Below are 20,753 nucleotides of genomic sequence, written 5' to 3'. Positions count from 1 at the left end.
CGGTCCTCAGAAACCCAGGCTCAAATGTTCGGCGATCGGCCCAAGGGCCAGGGTCGGCAGGAAAGTCAGGCCGCCAACCAGCAGGATGGTGACCAGCAGCAGGCCGGTGAACAGCGGGCCATGGGTAGGGAAGCTGTTCAGCCCCAGGGGTGCGCTTTTTTTCGCTGCCAGGCTGCCGGCCAGCGCCAGCACCGGCAGGATGTAGCCGAAGCGGCCGATGAGCATGGCCAGGCCGATCATCAGGTTGTGGAACACCGTGTTGGCGCCGAAACCGGCAAACGCCGAGCCGTTGTTGGCGGTGCCCGAGGTGTAGGCGTACAGCAGCTGGCTGAAACCATGCGCACCGGGGTTGCTGACCGCACCCGCAGGGCCTGGCAGGCTGGCGGCGATGGCGCCCAGCACCAGCACGCCGACCGGCATCACCAACAGGGTCGCCACCAACAGTTGCACCTCGCGCGCCTGCAGTTTCTTGCCCAGGTATTCGGGGGTGCGGCCGATCATCAGCCCGGCCAGGAACACCGCGATCAGGACGAACAGCAGCATGCCGTACAGCCCTGCGCCAACGCCGCCGAAGATCACCTCGCCGACCATCATGTTGACCATCGCCACCATCCCGGTCAGCGGGTTGAGGCTGTCGTGCATGGCATTCACCGAGCCGTTGGAAGCCGCAGTGGTAGTCACCGTCCACAGCACCGAGCCGGTGGTGCCGAAGCGGCTTTCCTTGCCCTCCATCGGCGCGCTCTGTTGTACCTGCGCGCTGGCAAGGGCCGGGTTGGGCTGGTGTTCGGACCACAACGCCGTACTGCCGCCGATCAGGAACAGGGCCAGCATGCAGGCGAGGATGGCACGGCTCTGGCGCAGGTCCTTCACGTAGTGGCCGAAGGTGAATACCAGCGCTACCGGAATGAGGATGATCGACGCCACCTCGAACAGGTTGCTCCAGGCCGTGGGGTTCTCGAACGGGTGCGCCGAGTTGACGCCGAAGAAACCACCGCCGTTGGTACCCAGCTGCTTGATGGCGATCTGGCTGGCCGCCGGGCCCAGCGGGATGGTCTGCTCGCTACCTTGCAGGGTGACGGCATGCGCGTAGTCGGCCAGGGTTTGCGGCACGCCCTGCCACACCAGCAGCAACGCCAGCAGCAGGCATAGCGGCAGCAGACCGTAGAGGGTGGCGCGGGTCATGTCGACCCAGAAGTTGCCCAACGTGGTCGCGCTGCGCCGGGCAATGCCACGGCACAGGGCAACCAGCACGGCCAGGCCGGTGGCGGCGCTGACGAAGTTCTGCACGGTCAGGCCGAGCATCTGGCTCAGGTAGCTGACCGACGCCTCGCCGCTATAGGCCTGCCAGTTGGTGTTGGTGACGAAGCTGACGGCGGTGTTGAACGCCAGCGACCATTCCTGGCCGGGCAGGTGTTGCGGGTTGAATGGCAGGTAGCCCTGTAGCAGCAGCACGCTGAACAGCAGCACGAACCCGGCCAGGTTGAAGGCCAGCAGCGCCAGGGTGTACTGCTGCCAGCTCTGTTCCTGGCTGGCGCGTACGCCGGCCAGCCGGTAGCACGCCTGTTCGACCGGGCCCAGTACCGGCGACAGCCAGGTGCGCTGGCCTTCCATGACCTTGAAATAGAACCGCCCGAGCCAGGGTGCCGGTAACAGCACGATGGCGAAAAATGCCAGGAGCAAGGCGAAATCGTAACTGTGCATGGCCGCTCCCTAGCTGCGATCGGCGCGCAGCAGCGCCACCAGCAGATAAAACGCCAAGGCCACTGCCAGCAGCAGTGACAGCCCGTCGAGCATGTTCATGAGTGGTTCTCCCCGTGGTGCGGCGTGGGCCGCTTGGGGGAATTGTCCGGGGGCGGGGCGTAAAGGGGCGAGATTGGGGGGTGGGGGTGGGAATAAAGAAGGTGTAAAGATCAGGGGTGTGGGTTGTCTGGACTGGCCTCTTCGCGGGTGAACCCGCTCCCACAGGTACTGCGCAAGGCTCCAGGCCTGTGTTGTACCTGTGGGAGCGGGTTCACCCGCGAAGAGGCCGGTACAGGCTCAGCACTGAGGCGGCTGCTGCACCGTGTTGCGGCTCCAGTCCAGCAGCAGGCTGTAGCCGACCGCCAGCAAGGTCGGGCCGATGAACAGGCCAATGAAGCCGAAGGCCAGCAAACCGCCGAACACCCCCAGCAGTACGATCACCAGCGGCAGGTTGCCGCCCCGGCTGATCAGGTACGGTTTGAGCACGTTGTCCACGCCACTGATGACGAAGGTACCCCATACCCCGAGGAACACCGCCATGCCGTAATCGCCCTTCCACACCAGCCAGGCGGTGGCCGGGATCCAGGCCAGAGGCGGGCCCATGGGGATCAGGCTGAGCATGAAGGTCACCAGGCCCAGCACGATGGCCCCCGGCACCCCGGCAATCAGGAAGCCGATCAACGCCAGCACGGCCTGGGCGGCGGCCGTGCCGATCACCCCGTTGACCACCCGCTGCACCGTGCCGGCCACCAGGTCCAGGTAGTACTCGGCGCGCTCGCCCACCAGGCGGTGCAGCAAGCGCAACACGAACGCCGACAAGCGCGGGCCGTCGCGGTAGAAGAAGAACACGAACACCAGGCTCAGGGTCAGCTCCAGCACGCCGCTGCCGATCTGCGCACTGCGCGCCAGCAACCAGTTACCCACTTGCCCCAGGTGCGGCTTGACCGAAGCCAGCAAGGCCGCACCCTGCTGGTCCAGCGACTGCCACCAATTGACCAGACGCCCGCCAACCAACGGAATGCCACCCAGCCAGGCTGGCGCATCGGGCAGGCCGTCGACCTGCACGTCACGGACAAAGGCCGTGGCATCGCGAATGTGGTCGGCCAGGTTGAACCCCAGCCATACCAGCGGCAGGGCCACGATCAGGATCCAGGCGCTGGTCAGCAGGCTCGCCGCCAGGGTTTCACGCCCGCCCAGCACGCGCGTGAGCAAGCGCATCAACGGCCAGCTGGCAAAGGCCAGGATGGCCCCCCACAACAGCGCCGAAATGAACGGTGCCATTACCCACAAGCCGGCACCCAGCAGCGCCAGCAGCAGAATCTGCACCAGCAGGCGGTCATTGTTAAGCATGGCAGGGCCCGTTCAACGAATCAGTTCAAGGTGCAGGCCATCGCTGGTCGCGCTACCGACTTCGAGGCGGCCACTGCGTACCCCGGCCTTGACCAGCGCCTCGCGCCAGGCTTCGGCCTGGGCGCCGCTGAGGCTGGCACGCAAGGTGCTGTCGATGTTCAGGCTGCGCGCCAGCAGATTGGCCCAGGTGTCTTGCGGCGCGGCCAGGTCAGGGTAGTCGAGCTTGCCGGTGTCACGCAGTTCGCGCAGTACCGTGGCGGCGGTCGGCAGCAGTTCGCCCAGCGGGCTGCCGGCGACGAACTCCTCTACGTGCAGGTAGGCGCGGCGGTTGCCGCGGGTGACGCTGTACAGCGCGACCAGGGTGTCGGCCTGTGCCGCCGAGCGGCGCAGCAGGATGAATGCCTGCTGTTCGTCGCCGCCGTTCAGGCGAGCATTGCCGAACACATCATTGGCCCACAGGCTGGCCTCGCCGCAATCGCGGCCCTGGCACCAGAACAACGGGTAACCGCCGTCGCCCTGCAGGGCTTCGCGCGCACTGGTGAAGGCTTCGCGGGCGGTGCGTTCGACCGGCAGTTCATAGGTTACCGAGCTGACCTGGCCGCGGCTCTCGACCTTGTCCTCGACGCGCAGACGGCCGCTGATCTTGCGCAGCGGGCCCATCGGGTAGACGCGCTCCTGCTCCACGGCCGAGCGCTGGTCGACCACCTTGGCGTCCACCGGTACCGGCAGGCTGCCGGCCCACAACACGGGGCTGGCGAACAGCAGGCAGGCAGTGAAGGCATGACGGATGGCAACAGGCGCGCTCATTGGCGACCCAGGCGGCGCTCGGCGCCGAGGTGAAGCTCCAGGATGTCTGGCAGTTGCATGGTTGTCTCCCTGTTCAACCCGCCAAGCCTCGACACTTGTCCGGTGCAAGTCAAGCAAAGCCAAAGAAGCGATTGAAACAGTCTGCGACAAGGGCCGCGCCGTGCTCATCGTTCAGGTGCAGGTGATGGCCACCGGGCAGCGTCACTTGCTCAAAGGGTAGCTGCTCCAGCAACGCGCTGTGGCGCACCAGCATGCCGTCGGCGGCCACCACCAGGCGCGCCGGGCAACCGACCCGGCGCACATGGGCCATGGCCTGGGCCTCGCTCAGGCGCAGCGGCGATGGCAGGGTCAGGCGGCTGTCGCTGCGCCAGCTGTAACCACCGGGCACCGGCATCAGGCCACGCTGGGCCAGCAGCTCGGCCGCCTCGCGGCTGACCGCGACCATGCCTTTCATGCGCGCTTGCACGCCCTGCTCCAGGGTGGCGTACACCGACTTGCGTTTGCTATCCAGGCGCAACTGGGCCTGCAGCGCCATGCCCAGTCGCTCGGCGGCGTCCTGCTCGGCGCCGGTTGGCGGGATGACACCGTCGATCAGGGCCAGGTGGCTGACCCGCTCGGGCAAGGCGCCAGCCAGTTGCACCGAAATGATCGCCCCCAGCGAATGGCCCAACAGGGCAAAACGTTGCCAACCCAGCTGCTCGGCCACCCGCAGCACATCATGGGCGTAGTCGGCCAGGGCATAGCTGGCGCCGGGCGGGCGGTGCTCCGAGTAACCATGCCCGGCCAGGTCCAGGGCGATGATGCGCAGGCCTTTGAGTTGCGGCGCCAGGCGGGCGAAGCTGTTGGCGTTGTCCAGCCAGCCATGCAGGGCGATCACCGGCAAGCCGTCCTCGGGGCCGAACAGGTGCGCCGCCAGTTCAATATGGCCCAGGCTCAGGCGAACTTCCTCGACCTGGGTGCTCATGCCTGGCTCCAGCGGTCGAACAGGCCCTTGATCAGGCTGGCGGTGTCGGTGGGCCGCTCCAGCGGGAACATGTGCCCGCCCGGCACGCTGTGGTATTCCCCCTTGGGCATGCCGCGCACGGCCAGGGCATGGTGGCGGCGAATGACGTTGCTGCGCTGGCCGCGAACCATCGCCAGGGGCACCTGCAACTGCCGCGCAGGGGCTGGGCTGGTATGCGGGATGCTGCGGTAGATGCTGATTTCCGTGGCAACGTCGAAGCGCAACTGCAGCCCCTGCTCCCTCGCCTGCAGGCCGTGTTCGACATAGGCATCGAGGCAGTCGGGGTCGAAATGGCGGAACAGTGACTTGGCGGCGAAATAGTCCCGGGCGCTGTCGCGGTCATTGAAGGTTTCGCGGCGCCCCAAGGTACGCCCGGCCGGGGTGATGCGGTCGATGAAGCCGAAGCGCTTGGCGGTGCGCAGCAACCACTGGTCGGCGCGGGTCAGCACCGGCGAGTCGAGCAGCACCACGCCGCGGTAGTACTCGGGGCAGCGCAAGGCCGCATGCAGGTGCAACACCCCGCCCAGCGAATGGCCGACACCCCAGACCGGCTGGCCCTGCCGGGCCAGGTGATGCAACAGTTCATCGACCAGGCTCTGCCAGTTGTCGTCCACCGGAAAGCGCGGGTCATGCCCATGCTGGGCCAGGTGCTGCACCTGGTAGTCCGGCGCCAGGGCGGCGAACAGCTTGCCGTAGGTGGCCGAGGGGAAACCGTTGCCATGGGCGAAGAAGATCTGCTGCGACATGGCGCCGGTCCGGGTCGGGGATGATGGCCCATTGTCGGTATCGCGGGGCGATTCGGCAACGTCCGGAAAGGTCATCGGCGAGGGCTATCAGGTCAGCTTTGCAAGCGTGGCGGGCCGTGGGGTCAAGCAGGCGAATCGATCGCCCGCAGGGTCATCAGCCCGGCCAGTGGCCAGTCCCCTTCAAGCTCCGCCAAACTGGCCGTGCTCATGCCCGCCGGCTGCTGCTGATGGCCATGCTCCAGCACCCCGACCAGGGTCCCCACCAGCGGCTGGTGGCTGACCAGCAGCACATGCTCCAGGCCCAGCCGCTCGATTTCGCCGATGACCTGCTGCACATCGCTTTCTGGCGTCAGCCACGGCACGGTGCGCACGGGCTCGGCGAAACCCAGCGTGTCATGCACCAGGGCTGCCGTCTGCTGCGCGCGCACGTAAGGGCTGGCAATGATCGCCTGCAACGGCTGCCCCAGCAGGCGGGCGGCGCTGTGCAGCACCTGCTCGCGGCCATGGGCGGTCAAGCGGCGCTCGGCGTCGGTATTGGCCCGCGGCTCCGCCTCGCCGTGGCGCAGTACCCACAGCTTCACAGCTTGGGCTCCTCGTCACGCACCGGGTGCGGGGCCGGCGCCACGGCGTGCGGCGCCTCGCCTTCGGCGGCACGCGGCGCCGGCCAGTCGGCGAACGGCCAGGGTTTCTGCTCGCTGTGGAAACTGCCGAAGCGGCCGATCTGTGCCAGATACTGGCTCAGGCTGTCACCGAAGTTCATCAGGCTGGCGCTGGGCGCGCCGTACACCAGGCGGTAGATCAGCTGCACCAGCACCAGGCCACCGAGCAGCAACTCGGCCAGTTGCCAGACCACCAGGAACACCAGCATCCACAGGACCCGCAGGATGATCGACTCGCGCTGGGCGTGTTCGGGGGTATCGTTCATGTGTTGCTCCTTGCTCTGTTCAGGGCCGCCATGGGCTCAGTTGAAACCGCTGATGGAAATGAAATCGACATCGGTCTTGGGCTCGGCGCGCATCAGGTGTTCGATCACCTGGTTCAGCGTACGGCCTTCGAACAGGATGGCGTGCAGGCCGGCCACCAGCGGCATGTACACCTGCACCTCCTGGGCCTTGGCCTTGAGCACCTTGAGGGTATTGACGCCTTCGGCCACCTCGCCCAGACGGCTGACCGCCTGCTCCAGGCTCAGGCCCTGGCCCAGCGCGTGACCGACCTGGTAGTTGCGGCTCTTGGGCGAGGAGCAGGTGACGATCAGGTCACCGACACCGGCCAGGCCGAGGAAGGTCATCGGGTTGGCCCCCTGGCTGACCGCAAAGCGCGTCATCTCGGCCAGGGCGCGGGTGATCAGCATGCTCTTGGTGTTCTCGCCCATGCCCAGCGCCACCGCCATGCCGGCGATGATGGCATAGACGTTCTTTAGCGCCCCGCCCAGCTCGACGCCAAAGCGGTCGGCACTGGCATAGACGCGGAAGGTGCGGCCATGCAGCACGGCCTGCACCTGTTGGCAGAGTTTTTCGTCCTCGCTGGCGACCACCGTGGCAGTCAGCGCGTGCTCGGCGATCTCACGGGCCAGGTTGGGGCCCGACAGCACGCCGATGCGCGCCTCGGGGGCGATTTCTTCGAGGATCTGGCTCATCAGCTTGAAGCTTTGCGCTTCGATGCCCTTGGTCAGGCTGACCAGGCCCTTGCCGCGCAGCAGCTCGGCATGCGGCGCCAGCACGCTGCGCAAGGCGCTCGATGGCAGGGCGACGAAGACCAGCTCGCTGGCCTGCAGGGTGGCCAGCAGGTCATTGACCGGCTCGACGCCCTCGTGCAGGCGGATGCCTTTGAGGTAACGCGGATTCTCGCGATTGACGCGCATGGCCTCGGCCTGTTCCGGGTCACGCATCCATTGGCGCACCGGCACGCCGTTTTCCGCCAACAGGTTCGCCACAGCGGTGCCGAAGCTGCCGCCCCCCAGAACTGCAACAGGTTGCTGTTCAGTCATATCCAATCCGTTAAAGCCAAAAGTTAAGTGGCGACCCCGCCATTATACGGCTCGCCTGCTACAGAGCCAGTGTCAGTACCGGCCCTTTCGCGGGCACCCCCGCCCTCCCATGGACCGCAGTGATAATGCAGATCACTGGCAAAACCCCCACGGTCAGTTACCATGCCTGTTTCAATCCTGATACAAGGCTGCATTGTGTTCCCTGGCACGCCCCCGTACCCGCGCCTGCTGATACTGACCGCCCTGCTCGGTGGCCCGGCCGTGGCCGACGATCTGTTCATCGACAACACCGACCTGCCCCAGGTTCTGACCGCCACGCGCCTGAAACAGTCCCCGGCCGCGGTCCCGGGCAGCATGACCGTGCTCGACAGCGAGCTGATCCGCGCCAGCGGTGCCCGTGACATCCCCGAACTGCTGCGCCTGGTGCCCGGCATGATGGTCGGTTACAACGCCGGCAACCAGGCCACGGTCAACTACCATGGCAGCAACGTCAACGACGCCCGGCGCATGCAGGTGCTGATCGACGGCCGCTCGGTGTACCGCGCCGGCCTGGCCACGGTGGACTGGAGCGACATTCCGGTGGCCCTGGAGGACATCGAGCGCATCGAGGTGTTTCGCGGGCCGAACACGGTCAGCTACGGCGCCAACGCGCTGATGGCAGTGGTCAACATCCTTACCCGCAACCCCGCCGACAGCCATGGCACGCGGCTGAAAATGACCCGCGGCGAGGACGGCATCAACGACTTCTATGCCAGCCACGGCTTCGGCTGGGACGGCGGCGACATGCGCCTGTCGCTGTCCGGCCAGCAGGACGATGGCTTCGACGAGAACCAGTTCGGCCAGGACTACCGCGACAGCCGCCGGCTGACCCGCTTCACTGTCAACGCCAGCCACAGCCTGGCGCACGACCAGACCCTGGAATGGCAACTGGCGGCGAAGGAAGGCAGCAACCAGCGGCCTTATACCTATCAGCCGGTGTTCGGTGACTACCAAGCGGGCAATGATGCAGACGTCAATGCCAAGGATTATGCGGGGTCGATGCGCTGGACCAAGGACTTCAGTTCCGAGCACAGCCTCTATATCCAAGGGTCGGCCCAGCATTTTGACCGCCAACAGGTGTGGCGAGCCTGCGACGCGGCACTATCGTTCAGCCCCGAGCTGACCCGCCTGTGGCAGATGAACCCCGACTTCGCCGAAAAGGTCGCTCGCAGGGCGAACAACCCGCCGGGCAGCAGCAACCCCGAAGAACAGGCGCTGGTCGATGCGATCAAGGACCAGTGGCACAACCGGGGCGGCAAGGATGTGGTCTGCGGCGACGTCGACCAGAGCACCCGTGAGACCCGATATGACCTGGAAATCCAGGATACGCTCAGCCTGACCGACAGCCTGCGCCTGCTCAGCGGCATGAACTACCGCTATGACCGCGCCGATTCGCAGACCTACTTCAACGGCAGTATCGACGACCAGACCTGGCGCCTGTTCGGCCAGCTGGAATGGCGCGCCGACGAACACTGGATTGTTCAGGGCGGCGCGATGTTCGAGGACTCGCGCCTGTCCGGCAGCTCGTTGACACCGCGCATGGCGGTCAACTACCTGATCACGCCGCGCCACGGCCTGCGTGCGGTGTACTCAGAAGCCGTGCGTTCGCCGGACATGTTCGAGAACAACGTCAACTGGAGCTATACGGTCAAGAACCTGAGCCCCGCCGCATTCGGCCAGCGCAATGCCGAATACTTCGTCAAGACCCGCGGCCCGGGCGACCTCGACCAGGAACGCATGCGCTCGCGCGAGCTGGGCTACAACGGCTACTTCAGCGACATCGACCTGAACATGGATGTAAAGCTGTTCTACGACGAGATCACCGGAATGATCAGCGAGCCCCTGAAGAACAACCAGTACATCGCCAGCAACGCCAACAAGGCACGCTTCAGCGGCAGCGAGGCGCAACTGGACTGGCGCCCGTCCCTGCGCGACCGCCTGCGCCTGACCTACGCCTACGTCGATGCCTGGGCCAGCAACCCGGCCGACCGCCGCCTCAGCGCGCGCAACAGCGGTTCGGCCGGCTGGATGCGCGAATGGGGCCAGGGCTGGTCCAGCGCGCTGTTCTATTACGGTGACGATGCGCTCAACCAGTACCGCTACGAGCGCCTCGACCTGCGCCTGGCCAAGCGTTTCCGTGTGTACGGCAGCAACCTGGAACTGGCCGCGCTGTGGCAACAGCGCCTGGACGATGAGCCGACCACGGCGCTGCAGAACCGCTACGACAGCCGCCACCGCCTGAGCGTCAGCGCGGAGCTGGAGTTCTGATGGCCCTGCTGCTGCGCCTGGTGCTGCTGTGCCTGTGGCCGTGGGGGCCGCTGTCCGCCAGCGAAGTCCTCTTGGTCGGTGCCGACGACCAGCCTGGCATTCGCAGCTTCGTCGCCGCCCTGGAAAGCCGCCGGCCGCACGACCATGTGCATTTCCAGACCACCGCCGACCTGCCGCGCCCGGGCCTGCTCAAGAGCGACCAGCGCCTGATCCTGCTCGACAACGCGGCACTGGACTGGCGCCTTGGGGAAAACGCCGGGCCACCGGCCCTGGCCATGCGGGTCAGCCGGGTACAGGCTGAACAGCGCCTGGGAAAGTCGCGCCCCGCGTTCCTCACCCTGTTGTGGAGCGACCCGCCGCTGAGCCGGCAACTGCACCTGGCGCGCTACCTGCTGCCCCAGGCCCAGCGCATTGGCGTGCTGTACGGTGAACATAGCAGCTTCCTGCTCGAAGAACTGCGCCACGCCGCCCGCTCGCTGGGCCTGGAGATCATCGCCCAGGACTGGCCCGACCCGCGCGACAGCCGCCCGCTGCAGCACTTGCTGGCCAACAGTGATGTGCTGCTGGGCCTGGACGACCCCGACCTGTACAACTCCAAGACGGCGAAAAACCTGTTGCTGAGCAGCTATGGCCGGCAGATGGCGCTGATCGGCCCGAACGCCGGGTTCGTCCGCGCCGGTGCCCTGGCCAGCACCTTCAGCGACCAGGACGACTGGCTGGCCGTGCTCGACCAGTTGCTCGACCAGCCGCCGGCGCGCTGGCCGCGCAGCCTGTACCCGGCACGCTTCGGCGTCAGCGGCAACCAGCAGGTGGCACGCGCCCTGGGCCTGGAACCGATCGATCCGAACGCCGCCGCCAAGGCCCTGGCCGAAGGAGAACCCACCCCATGAGCAAACGCCTGAGCTGGGACATTCACACCCGCACCCAGATCATCAGCCTCGGCCCTGCCCTGCTGCTGACCTTGCTGCTGATCAGTTTCTTCACCTTCGTGCGCATCCAGGACCTGCGCCAGGAGCTGAACCACACCGGGCAGCTGATCGCCAACCAGCTGGCACCGGCCTCGGAGTACGGAGTGATCTCGGGCAACAACGAAGTGCTCGAGGGCCTGATGCGCGCCACGCTCAGCATCCCCCACGTGCGCTTTCTCGAGGTGCAGGACAGCCGCAACCATATTCTGGTGTACGTCGAGCAGTCCGACGAAAGCGCCAACCGCGCGCAGCGCGTCGAAGTGTTCCAGGCGCCCATCCGCCTGCAGCAAATCCGCCTGGACAACGACTTCCTGCAACAGGGCAAGGCCACCACCCCGGCCATCGGCGACGACTACCTGGGCCGGGTGATCGTCGGCATGTCCGATGACGCCTTCAGCCAGCGCCAGCAGGAAATCGTGATCAAGGCCGGCATCCTCGCGCTGTTCGCCCTGCTGTTCACCTTCCTGCTGGCGCGCCGCCTGGCCCTGAGCCTGGCCAAGCCGATCAGCGACATGGGCCATGCGGTCAGGGCCATCCAGCAAGGCGAATACAACACCCTGTTGCCGGTGGTCGATGACAGCGAACTGGGCCACCTGGCGCAGCACATCAATAACCTCGCCCACGCTTTGGAACAGGCCAGCGATGAACAGAAGCAGGCGATTGCCGAGCTGATCCAGGCGCGCGAGGAGGCCGAACAGGCCAACCGCGCCAAGTCGGACTTCCTGGCGATGATGAGCCATGAGCTGCGCACGCCGATGAATGGCGTGCTGGGCATGCTGCAGTTGCTCGAAACCACGCCGCTGAGCAGCGAACAGGCCGAATACACGGCGGTGGCCAGCGAATCCACCGGGCACCTGCTGAAGGTCATCAACGACATCCTCGACTTCTCGCGCATCGAACGCGCCGCGCTGCAACTGGAACACATCGACTTCAACCTGGGCGAGTTGATCGGCAGCTGCGTGCAGTCGTTCCAGCACAGTGCCCAGCAACGCGGCCTTGGCCTGCGCCTGCAACTGCCGGTCGGCATCGAACAGCTGCAGGTCAACGGCGACCCCACGCGCATCCGCCAGATCCTGCTGAACCTGGTCGGCAACGCGCTGAAGTTCACCGAACACGGCCAGGTGCAGGTCGAGGCGCACTGGCAGGTGCTCGACCGGCAACTGATCTGGCTGACCTGCAGCGTGCGCGACACCGGCATCGGCATCGACAGCGAGCGCCTGGAAATGATGTTCGTCGCCTTCCAGCAGGCCGACAGTTCGATTTCCCGCCGCTATGGCGGTACCGGGCTGGGGCTGTCGATCGCCCGCACCCTGGCCGAACGCATGGGCGGCAAGCTGCGCGGCGAAAGCCGCGAAGGCCTGGGCTCGACCTTTACCCTGGAAATGCCATTGGCCCTGGCCAACCCTGCGCCGGTCGCACTGACGCCACCAAGCGCGGCACAACCGGCGGTGGGCGATAATGAACAGGTGTTGCTGGTAGAAGACAACCCGGTCAACCAAAGTGTCATCGAAGCCATGCTGCGCAGCCTGGGGCTGGCCGTGTGCACGGCCGAAGACGGCCTGGAAGCGGTCGAACGGGTCAGCCGCCAGCGCTTTGCCGCCGTGCTGATGGACTGCCGCCTGCCGCACCTGGACGGCTACGAAGCGACCCGGCGTATCCGCCAGCTGCCCAACGGCGCCGGGCTACCGATCATCGCCCTGACTGCCAACGCCTTGCAGGGCGAGCGCGAGCGCTGCATGGCCGCCGGCATGGACGATTACCTGAGCAAACCCTTGCGCCGCACCGAACTGCAGCGCGTGCTGCAGCGCTGGCTACCCGGTCAGACAACCGCGACTGGCGATAAATGCTAAAGTGCGGCAGTCTTAAACACTGGACAGGACCTTCATCGGACCTGAAAATAGACGTTTCAGTGCACACCTGTACTTCTTTTCAGCAGGTGCGCTGTGACTTTCACCACAACGCAATAGTCTACCTGTAGGCTGCCGCCCCGGACGCGATGCGTATCGGGCCGGCCGGGAAGATTCATCCCCTGCCGCAGGGGGTTATTGAGGAGCTCGCATGACCAAACAACACGCCTTTACTCGGGAAGACCTGCTGCGCTGCAGTCGCGGTGAGCTGTTCGGCCCAGGTAATGCGCAACTGCCCGCGCCGAACATGCTGATGGTCGATCGCATCACCCATATCAGCGAAGAAGGCGGCAAGTACGGCAAAGGTGAATTGGTCGCCGAGCTGGATATCAATCCGGACCTGTGGTTCTTCGCCTGTCACTTCGAAGGCGACCCGGTAATGCCGGGCTGCCTGGGCCTCGATGCCATGTGGCAGCTGGTAGGTTTCTTCCTCGGCTGGCAGGGCCTGCCGGGCCGTGGCCGCGCCCTGGGTTCGGGCGAGGTGAAGTTCTTCGGCCAGGTACTGCCCGAAGCCAAGAAGGTCACTTACAACATTCACATCAAGCGCGTCCTGAAGGGCAAGCTGAACATGGCCATCGCCGATGGCTCGGTCAGCGTTGACGGCCGCGAGATCTACACTGCCGAAGGCCTGCGGGTCGGCGTGTTCACCTCCACTGACAATTTCTAAGGGTTATTCGCATGCGCCGCGTCGTTATCACTGGTCTGGGCATCGTATCGTGCCTGGGCAATGACAAAGCTACCGTCACCGAAAACCTGCGCAACAGCCGTCCGGGTATCCGTTACAACCCGGAATACAAGGAAATGGGGCTGCGTAGCCAGGTTTCCGGGTCCATCGACCTCAACCTCGAAGAACTGATCGACCGCAAGGTCTACCGCTTCGTCGGCCACGCGGCTGCCTACGCCTACCTGGCGATGCAGGACGCGATCAAGGACGCTGGCCTGAGCGAAGAGCAGGTTTCCAACCCGCGTACCGGCCTGGTGGCTGGCTCCGGCGGCGCCTCGACCCTGAACCAGATGGAAGCGCTGGACACCCTGCGCGAGAAAGGTGTCAAGCGCGTCGGCCCGTACCGCGTTACCCGCACCATGGGCAGCACCGTTTCGGCGTGCCTGGCGACCCCGTTCAAGATCAAGGGCATCAACTACTCGATCTCGTCGGCCTGCGCCACTTCGGCACACTGCATCGGCACCGCGCTGGAGCAGATCCAGTGGGGCAAGCAGGACATCGTCTTCGCCGGTGGCGGTGAAGAAGAGCACTGGAGCCAGTCGTTCCTGTTCGATGCCATGGGCGCCCTGTCGACCAAGCGCAACGAAACCCCGGAACAGGCCTCGCGCGCCTACGACGCCGACCGTGATGGCTTCGTCATCGCCGGTGGCGGCGGCATGGTAGTGGTCGAGGAGCTGGAACACGCCCTGGCCCGTGGTGCCAAGATCTACGCCGAAATCGTCGGCTACGGCGCCACTTCCGATGGTTACGACATGGTTGCCCCGAGCGGCGAAGGTGCCATCCGCTGCATGCAGCAGGCGCTGTCGACCGTCGATACCCCGATCGACTACCTGAACACCCACGGCACCTCGACCCCGGTCGGTGACGTTGCCGAAATCAAGGGCGTTCGCGCCGTGTTCGGCGACAAGGCACCGAAGATCAGCTCGACCAAGAGCCTGTCGGGCCACTCGCTGGGTGCTGCGGGTGTGCACGAGGCGATCTACTGCCTGCTGATGATGGAAAACAACTTCATCGCCGGCTCCGCCAACATCGACGAGCTGGACCCGGAGGTCGCCGACCTGCCGATCCTGCGTAAAACCGAAGAAAACGCCAAGATCGACACGGTCATGAGCAACAGCTTCGGCTTCGGCGGCACCAACGCCACCCTGGTGCTCAAGCGCTGGGAAGGCAAGTAAGACGCTGCTGCAGCAAGCGAAAACGCCCCGACTGGTTCGGGGCGTTTTCATTTGTGTTGCCTGTGCCGGCCCTTTCGCGGGTAAACCCGCTCCCACAGGTATAGCGCCGGTTTCGAGAGCAGCGCGGCCCCTGTGGGAGCGGGTTTACCCGCGAAAGGGCCAGCACAAGCGAAATACTATTGCTTGGGCAACACAGCCAGAAAATTCTCCCTGGCCACCTTGTTGGCAACTTGTTCCGGCAAGGCATCCAGAAACGGCCTGAACCCGTGCATCTGCTCCCCGAGGCTGGCAAACCGCCCCACCACATCCGAACCCAGCATGAACCGCTCCGGGAACTTCTCGACCAGTGCCAGCCAGGCCTTGCGCGGCACGCCCCGGTCATCCAGCAGATAAGGCTCCAGCACGCTCCACGACAAATCGACATACAGGTTCGGGTAATCCTCCAGCAACCGCGTCAGCACCGGCAACAGAAAGTCCATCTGCGTCTGGTGCCGGTGGATCTCCATGCTGCTGCCGGCATGTGCCCAGATGAACCGCGTGTGCGGGTGGTTACGCAGCGGCTCTTCGATTTCCGCCAGGTACAGCGGGTTGCGCTCGCGCTTGGAGGTGATGTTGGAATGCAGCAGCACAGGCAGGTCGCGCTCGGCCGCCAGGTGGTAGATGCGCGTCATGGCTTCGTTGTTGGCCCGAGGCGTTTCGCCTGTGGTCAGGGCGGTCAGGTCATCATGGCGGGTGAATACCTCGCCGATGCCCTGCCAAAGGCCCGGGTACAGGTCGAGCATGCGCTCGATATGGCTGACAGCATTCTTGTCGACCGGGTTGAAGCCGGTCAGGAACGGATGAAAGCGCTTGCGTTGCGCGTCCGGCAATTGCTGCAGCGCCGCAGCCACGTAGGTATCGGTGGCGCTGTACCAGTAGGCATCGGCGTCGTCACCGGCGTAGTAGCGCGGGCGCTTGGGCTCGTCTTCATGCCACTTCTTGGCGACCGGGATGCCGGAAATCATCGACTGCTCGATACCGGCGGCATCCATGGCCGCGATCAACGCCGGCATGCCTTCGCTTTCCTGGAAGAAATCGACGTAATGCAGGTGGGCGTCACTGTAGCGGTAGTCGCGCGCCTGTGCCGCCTGGCACAGCGAGGCGGATAACAGCACGCAGGCCAGCGCTCTGGCGATCATGGGGCAGGTCCTTCTTCGGGTTCGAACCCAATAGACCGGCCGACAAACGAGACGGTTCAGCCGGGGCCGGCAAACCGCTATGCTGGGGGCATTTCCTCGCCCCTGGAGCCCTTGCCATGAGCAGCCCCCTGGTCATCCGCCCACGCGCCGAATCGGTCGAGGGCCAGCCGATTCTGCGCCCGCTGCCGTCGGCCCAGTGCCGCAGCGTCGGCCCGTTCGTGTTTTTCGACCATATGCTCGAAACCGACTACGCCCCAGGGCACGGCATGGACATTCGTCAGCACCCGCATATCGGCCTGTCCACCCTCACCTACCTGTTCGAAGGGACGATCCTGCACAAGGACAGCCTTGGCTCGGCGCAGCAGGTGCTGCCAGGCGACGTCAGCTGGATGACCGCAGGCAGTGGCGTGGCTCATGTCGAGCGCACGCCTGAAGATGCCCTGGCCCATGGTTCCCGCCTGCATGGCTTGCAGGTGTGGCTGGCATCGCCGCGCGAACAGGAGCAGGGCCCGGCGAGCTACAGCCACCACCCGGCGGCAAGCCTGCCGGTCAGCGACAACCTGGGGGTGCGCATCTGCATGATTGCCGGCAGTGGCTTCTGCCTGCAATCGCCGGTACCGGTGCTCTCCCCTACCCTTTACGCGCAGGTACAGATGCAACCGGCAACCACGCTATTGGTGCCGAACGAGCATGTGCAGCGGGCGCTGTACCTGCTGGATGGCGAGCTGATGCTGAACGACGAGGATGTTGAACCGTGCAGCCTGGTCGTACTGCCGGAGGGCGAAGAGGTGACGCTGTATGCGCAGGGTGAATGCCAGCTGGTGCTGATTGGCGGCGCGCCGCTGGACGGGCCGCGACGGATGAACTGGAATTTCGTCGCCAGTGAGGCCGAGTTGATCGAGCAGGCCAGGGCCCGGTGGGCAGCGGGCGACTGGCCGGTGGTGCCGGGGGAAACTTCGAGGATCGAGCTGCCTAGGTAATTTTGGGGCTGCTTTGCAGCCCATCGCCGGCAAGCCAGCGATGGGCCGCACAGCGGCCCCTTGCAATCTCAGCGCTGGAACACTTCAGTCAGCAGGTTGTGCATCGAACGGAATGCCCGCTCCGCAGTGCGCCGGTCATACTGCATCTTGCCCGGCACATTGGCGCCAGGGTCGGTAAACGAATGCACCGCGCCGCCATAGCTCAGCAGCTGCCAGTCAACCTTGGCCGCATTCATCTCGTCCTCGAACGCTGGCAGCTGCTCCTTCGGCACCAATGGGTCGGAGGCGCCATGCAGCACCAGCACCGAGCCCTTGATGCGCTTGCCATCCTCCGGGTTCGGCGTGTCCAGGGTGCCGTGGAACGACACCGCCGCGCGCAAGTCGGCACCGCTACGCGCCAGCTCCAGGGCACAGCAGCCGCCGAAGCAGAAGCCAAACGTGGCCACCTTGCCCGGCTCCAGCAGCGCCCTGGACTGCCCGAGCAACTGCGCCAGGGCCTCCTGCATGCGCTTGCGCAGCTCGGCGCGGTCGTTCTTCAAGGGCATCATCGCCGCGCCAGCCTCGTCGGCATTGGACGGGCGCAGCGATTGCCCGTACAGGTCGGCAATCAGCACCACATAACCCTTCTCGGCCACTTCCTTGGCAATGCGCTCGGCGCCTTCGCCGATACCCATCCAGTTCGGCGCCATCACCAGGCCCGGGCGGTTCAGCGCACCCGGCTCGTAGACCAGGCGGCTTTCGTAGGTTTTTCCGGACAGGTGATAGACCAGCGATTCGGCAATGACTTTGCTCATCAAGCACTCCTTTGGCATTCAACGAAAATGACCGCCATGAAAAAAGCCCGCCGAAGCGGGCTTTCCCAAGCATCAACTCAAGCAGAAAGCTCGACCAGCAGCTTGTTCAGACGACGAACGTAAGCCGCCGGGTCCTTCAGGCTGTCGCCGGCCGCCAGCGCCGCCTGATCGAAGAGGATATGCGACAGTTCGGCGAAGCGGTCTTCGCTCTGCTCGTTGTCCAGCTTCTCGATCAGCGGGTGGGTCGGGTTGAACTCGAAGATCGGCTTGGATTCCGGCACCTTCTGCCCGCTGGCTTCGAGGATCTGACGCATCTGCAGGCCCAGGTCCTGCTCGCCGATGGCGAGGATCGCCGGCGAGTCGGTCAGGCGGTGCGACACACGCACTTCAGCCACGCTGTCACCCAGCGCGCCTTTCAGGCGCTCGACCAAGCCTTCCTTTTCCTTGGCGACTTCTTCCTGGGCTTTCTTGTCCTCGTCCGAGTCCAGCTTGCCCAGGTCCAGGTCACCACGGGCGACGTCGACGAAGGCCTTGCCATCGAACTCGTTGAGGTAGCTCATCAGCCACTCGTCGATGCGGTCGGTCAGCAGCAGCACTTCGATGCCTTTCTTGCGGAAGACTTCCAGGTGCGGGCTGTTCTTGACCTGCGCGTACGACTCGCCGGTGAGGTAGTAGATCTTGTCTTGGCCTTCCTTGGCGCGGGCCAGGTAGTCGGCCAGGGCGACGCTTTGCTCGCCGCTGTCGTCCTGGGTGGAGGCAAAGCGCAGCAGGCCGGCGATCTTTTCCTTGTTGGCGAAGTCTTCGGCCGGGCCTTCCTTCAGCACCTGGCCAAAGTTCTTCCAGAAGCCCTTGTACTGCTCAGGCTCGTTCTTCGCCAGTTTCTCCAGCATGTCCAGCACGCGCTTGGTCAGCGCGGTCTTCATCGAGTCGATGATCGGGTCTTTCTGCAGAATTTCACGCGACACGTTCAGCGACAGGTCGTTGGAATCGACCACACCCTTGATGAAACGCAGGTACAGCGGCAGGAACGACTCGGCCTGGTCCATGATGAACACGCGCTGCACGTACAGCTTCAGGCCGCGCGGTGCTTCACGGTGGTACAGGTCGAACGGCGCGCGGGCCGGCACGTACAGCAGCGAGTTGTACTCGAGCTTGCCTTCGACCTTGTTGTGGCTCCAGGCCAACGGGTTTTCGAAGTCATGACCGATGTGTTTGTAGAACTCCTGGTATTCCTCGTCCTTGATCTCGGTACGCGGACGGGTCCACAGGGCGCTGGCGCGGTTGACAGTTTCCCACTCTTCGGCCGGTTGCTCTTCGCCTTCGGCGGCCACCTGCTCTTTCGGCAGCTGGATCGGCAGGGCGATGTGGTCGGAGTACTTCTTGACCACGTTGCGCAGGCGCCAGCCATCGGCGAACTCCTGCTCGTCCTTCTTCAGGTGCAGGACGATGCGGGTACCGCGCTGGGGCTTGTCGATGGTGGCGACTTCGAACTCGCCCTCGCCTTTCGACGACCAGTGCACCCCTTCGGCGGCCGGCTGGCCGGCGCGGCGGCTGTACACATCGACCTTGTCGGCGACGATGAACGCGGAGTAGAAGCCCACACCGAACTGACCGATCAGGTGCGAGTCCTTCTTCTGGTCACCGGTGAGGTTCTTCATGAAGTCGGCAGTGCCGGACTTGGCGATGGTACCCAGGTGGGTGATGACGTCCTCGCGGCTCATGCCGATGCCGTTGTCCTCGAGGGTCACGGTACCGGCGTCCTTGTCGAAGCTCAGGCGGATCTTCAGGTCGGCATCGCCCTCGAACAGCTCTGGCTTGGCCAGGGCCTCGAAGCGCAGCTTGTCGGCTGCATCGGAGGCGTTGGAGATCAGTTCACGCAGGAAGATCTCCTTGTTCGAATACAGCGAATGGATCATGAGGTGCAGCAGCTGCTTCACCTCGGTCTGGAAGCCCAGCGTTTCTTTTTGAGTCTCCACACTCATGGTCTTCAAAACTCCGATCTGATGGCAGTAGGCGCCTGGCGGCCGGTTTGGCCTGCGTTAGCGGCGGATGTCATGCAGATGGGGGCTGCCCGGACGATTTCAAGGGCTTTTCCGGTTCAATCTTGAAATGTGCGCGGGCCGTGGCGATCGGCGACTGCCGGTCACCCTGCCAGGCAGTGATCGCCACATTGGTCACCCGCCGCCCCTGGCGCCACAGCTGGCACTGGGCGTAGGTATCACGGAAGTGCCCGGCGCGCAGGTAGTCGATGGAGAAGTCGATGATCTTCGGAATACTCGCGCTCTCGCTGTAGATCAGCAGGTACAGCGCTGCCGACAGCTCCATGAAGCCCGCGATCACCCCGCCATGGATGGCCGGCAGCAACGGGTTGCCGATGTTGTCCTGGTTGGCCGGCAGGCGGAACAGCAGGTCATCGCCCTGGCGCTCGCATTCGATGCCGATCAGGCCGGCGTAAGGGATCAAGGCCAGCAATGGCCGATAATCGCCCACCGCGTGGGCGGCGTTGAGCTGCTGGCGCACCGCGTGCGGAATCATGCCTCACCCCCCTGCAGGCTGGCGCCGAAGCGGATCCCGCCCTTGACCTGCTGACCGAGGCGCATGAAGGTGCCGACCACCTGGCAGATCGGCTGGGCGGGGTCGTCCTGGTAGGCGGTGCCACGGGTGAAGATCACGTCACGGGTAACCCGGTAGCACTGGGCGTGGCCAAAGATGTCCTTGCCGGCTTCGGCCGGGTGCATGTAGTCGATGCGCAGGTCCAGCGTCGGGCACACCTCGAAGCGTGGCAGCACGCACAGCGTGGCCATGCCGCAGGTGGTGTCCATCAGCGTGGTCAGCGCGCCGCCATGCACGGCGCCGGTCTGCGGGTTGCCGACGATGGCCGGCGACCATGGCAGGAGCAGGGTCATGCCAGCGCCATCGGCCTGCGCCACGCGCATCTGCAACAGCTGACAATGTTTGAGCGCCGAAAGAAAACGTTCGGCCATGGCCATCAAGGTTGAGTCGCTCATCGGTTGTTTCCATCGGCAGTGCCGCAGCGGCATAAAATCGTTGAAAAGTCTATGTAGAACCAGACGTTATATATGTGTA

The 20,753-nt window shown here is 65.0% G+C and carries 20 protein-coding genes; 6 read left to right on the top strand and 14 right to left on the bottom strand.

Annotated elements, in window-relative coordinates:
- Nucleotides 1-6: 6 nt before the first annotated feature.
- The 9 genes from kdpA to C6A77_RS13950 form a co-directional block, all read right to left on the bottom strand.
- Nucleotides 7-1,701, bottom strand: coding sequence for a potassium-transporting ATPase subunit KdpA (gene kdpA / locus C6A77_RS13990; protein ID WP_114169992.1), 1,695 nt, complete (start codon nt 1,699-1,701; stop codon nt 7-9).
- 9 nt (nt 1,702-1,710) lie between these two features.
- The gene (gene kdpF / locus C6A77_RS13985; RefSeq protein WP_003251485.1) at nt 1,711-1,800 is read right to left on the bottom strand and encodes a K(+)-transporting ATPase subunit F; all 90 of its coding nucleotides are present in this window, start codon (nt 1,798-1,800) and stop codon (nt 1,711-1,713) included.
- A gap of 237 nt (nt 1,801-2,037) precedes the next feature.
- Complete coding sequence (locus C6A77_RS13980) at nt 2,038-3,090, bottom strand: AI-2E family transporter (RefSeq protein WP_114169991.1); 1,053 nt, start codon at nt 3,088-3,090, stop codon at nt 2,038-2,040.
- A 12-nt stretch (nt 3,091-3,102) separates the two neighbouring features.
- Nucleotides 3,103-3,897, bottom strand: coding sequence for a DUF4892 domain-containing protein (locus C6A77_RS13975; protein ID WP_114169990.1), 795 nt, complete (start codon nt 3,895-3,897; stop codon nt 3,103-3,105).
- 109 nt (nt 3,898-4,006) lie between these two features.
- Complete coding sequence (locus C6A77_RS13970; RefSeq protein ID WP_114169989.1) at nt 4,007-4,861, bottom strand: alpha/beta hydrolase; 855 nt, start codon at nt 4,859-4,861, stop codon at nt 4,007-4,009.
- Nucleotides 4,858-5,646, bottom strand: a complete 789-nt coding sequence (locus C6A77_RS13965) for an alpha/beta hydrolase (protein ID WP_114169988.1) — start codon at nt 5,644-5,646, stop codon at nt 4,858-4,860. Before C6A77_RS13965 ends, C6A77_RS13970 begins: the two co-directional genes overlap by 4 nt.
- Nucleotides 5,647-5,768: 122 nt before the next feature.
- The gene (gene sixA, locus C6A77_RS13960; protein ID WP_114169987.1) at nt 5,769-6,227 is read right to left on the bottom strand and encodes a phosphohistidine phosphatase SixA; all 459 of its coding nucleotides are present in this window, start codon (nt 6,225-6,227) and stop codon (nt 5,769-5,771) included.
- The gene (locus C6A77_RS13955) at nt 6,224-6,571 is read right to left on the bottom strand and encodes a DUF4389 domain-containing protein (RefSeq protein ID WP_114169986.1); all 348 of its coding nucleotides are present in this window, start codon (nt 6,569-6,571) and stop codon (nt 6,224-6,226) included. The genes sixA and C6A77_RS13955 overlap by 4 nt, the downstream gene beginning before the upstream one ends.
- A 36-nt stretch (nt 6,572-6,607) precedes the next feature.
- Entirely contained in the window at nt 6,608-7,633 is a 1,026-nt protein-coding gene (locus C6A77_RS13950) for an NAD(P)H-dependent glycerol-3-phosphate dehydrogenase (RefSeq protein ID WP_114169985.1), read from the bottom strand.
- 162 nt (nt 7,634-7,795) lie between these two features.
- Here C6A77_RS13950 and C6A77_RS13945 point away from each other — a divergent pair, with 162 nt between their 5' ends.
- From C6A77_RS13945 to fabB, 5 genes are all read left to right on the top strand, one after another.
- The gene (locus C6A77_RS13945; RefSeq protein WP_178082387.1) at nt 7,796-9,940 is read left to right on the top strand and encodes a TonB-dependent receptor; all 2,145 of its coding nucleotides are present in this window, start codon (nt 7,796-7,798) and stop codon (nt 9,938-9,940) included.
- Nucleotides 9,940-10,830 (top strand): ABC transporter substrate-binding protein, encoded by an 891-nt coding sequence (locus C6A77_RS13940; RefSeq protein WP_114169983.1) that lies wholly within the window; start codon nt 9,940-9,942, stop codon nt 10,828-10,830. Before C6A77_RS13945 ends, C6A77_RS13940 begins: the two co-directional genes overlap by 1 nt.
- Nucleotides 10,827-12,758: an ATP-binding protein gene (locus C6A77_RS13935; protein WP_114169982.1), complete on the top strand. Its 1,932-nt coding sequence runs from the start codon at nt 10,827-10,829 to the stop codon at nt 12,756-12,758. The genes C6A77_RS13940 and C6A77_RS13935 overlap by 4 nt, the downstream gene beginning before the upstream one ends.
- A 208-nt stretch (nt 12,759-12,966) precedes the next feature.
- A complete protein-coding gene (gene fabA / locus C6A77_RS13930; protein WP_003251509.1) occupies nt 12,967-13,482 on the top strand; it encodes a 3-hydroxyacyl-[acyl-carrier-protein] dehydratase FabA in 516 nt (171 codons plus the stop codon).
- Nucleotides 13,483-13,493: 11 nt separating this feature from the next.
- Nucleotides 13,494-14,714, top strand: coding sequence for a beta-ketoacyl-ACP synthase I (gene fabB, locus C6A77_RS13925; protein WP_114169981.1), 1,221 nt, complete (start codon nt 13,494-13,496; stop codon nt 14,712-14,714).
- Nucleotides 14,715-14,890: 176 nt separating this feature from the next.
- On the opposite strand, the gene C6A77_RS13920 is transcribed toward fabB, so the two are convergent.
- Nucleotides 14,891-15,892 (bottom strand): amidohydrolase family protein, encoded by a 1,002-nt coding sequence (locus C6A77_RS13920; protein ID WP_114169980.1) that lies wholly within the window; start codon nt 15,890-15,892, stop codon nt 14,891-14,893.
- Nucleotides 15,893-16,008: 116 nt separating this feature from the next.
- Here C6A77_RS13920 and C6A77_RS13915 point away from each other — a divergent pair, with 116 nt between their 5' ends.
- The gene (locus C6A77_RS13915) at nt 16,009-16,872 is read left to right on the top strand and encodes a pirin family protein (protein WP_114169979.1); all 864 of its coding nucleotides are present in this window, start codon (nt 16,009-16,011) and stop codon (nt 16,870-16,872) included.
- 68 nt (nt 16,873-16,940) lie between these two features.
- On the opposite strand, the gene C6A77_RS13910 is transcribed toward C6A77_RS13915, so the two are convergent.
- The 4 genes from C6A77_RS13910 to C6A77_RS13895 all read right to left on the bottom strand — a co-directional run bounded on the left by C6A77_RS13910 (nt 16,941) and on the right by C6A77_RS13895 (nt 20,674).
- Nucleotides 16,941-17,666: a dienelactone hydrolase family protein gene (locus C6A77_RS13910; RefSeq protein ID WP_114169978.1), complete on the bottom strand. Its 726-nt coding sequence runs from the start codon at nt 17,664-17,666 to the stop codon at nt 16,941-16,943.
- 77 nt (nt 17,667-17,743) lie between these two features.
- Complete coding sequence (gene htpG, locus C6A77_RS13905) at nt 17,744-19,648, bottom strand: molecular chaperone HtpG (protein WP_114169977.1); 1,905 nt, start codon at nt 19,646-19,648, stop codon at nt 17,744-17,746.
- A 70-nt stretch (nt 19,649-19,718) separates the two neighbouring features.
- Complete coding sequence (locus C6A77_RS13900) at nt 19,719-20,201, bottom strand: PaaI family thioesterase (protein ID WP_114169976.1); 483 nt, start codon at nt 20,199-20,201, stop codon at nt 19,719-19,721.
- A complete protein-coding gene (locus tag C6A77_RS13895; protein ID WP_114169975.1) occupies nt 20,198-20,674 on the bottom strand; it encodes a PaaI family thioesterase in 477 nt (158 codons plus the stop codon). Before C6A77_RS13895 ends, C6A77_RS13900 begins: the two co-directional genes overlap by 4 nt.
- Nucleotides 20,675-20,753 lie beyond the last annotated feature (79 nt).

Source organism: Pseudomonas sp. AFG_SD02_1510_Pfu_092 (assembly GCF_003331055.1).
Classification (GTDB): Bacteria; Pseudomonadota; Gammaproteobacteria; order Pseudomonadales; family Pseudomonadaceae; genus Aquipseudomonas.
Note: the sequence above shows the minus strand (reverse complement) of the source record. Positions and strands in the feature narration are given on the sequence as shown.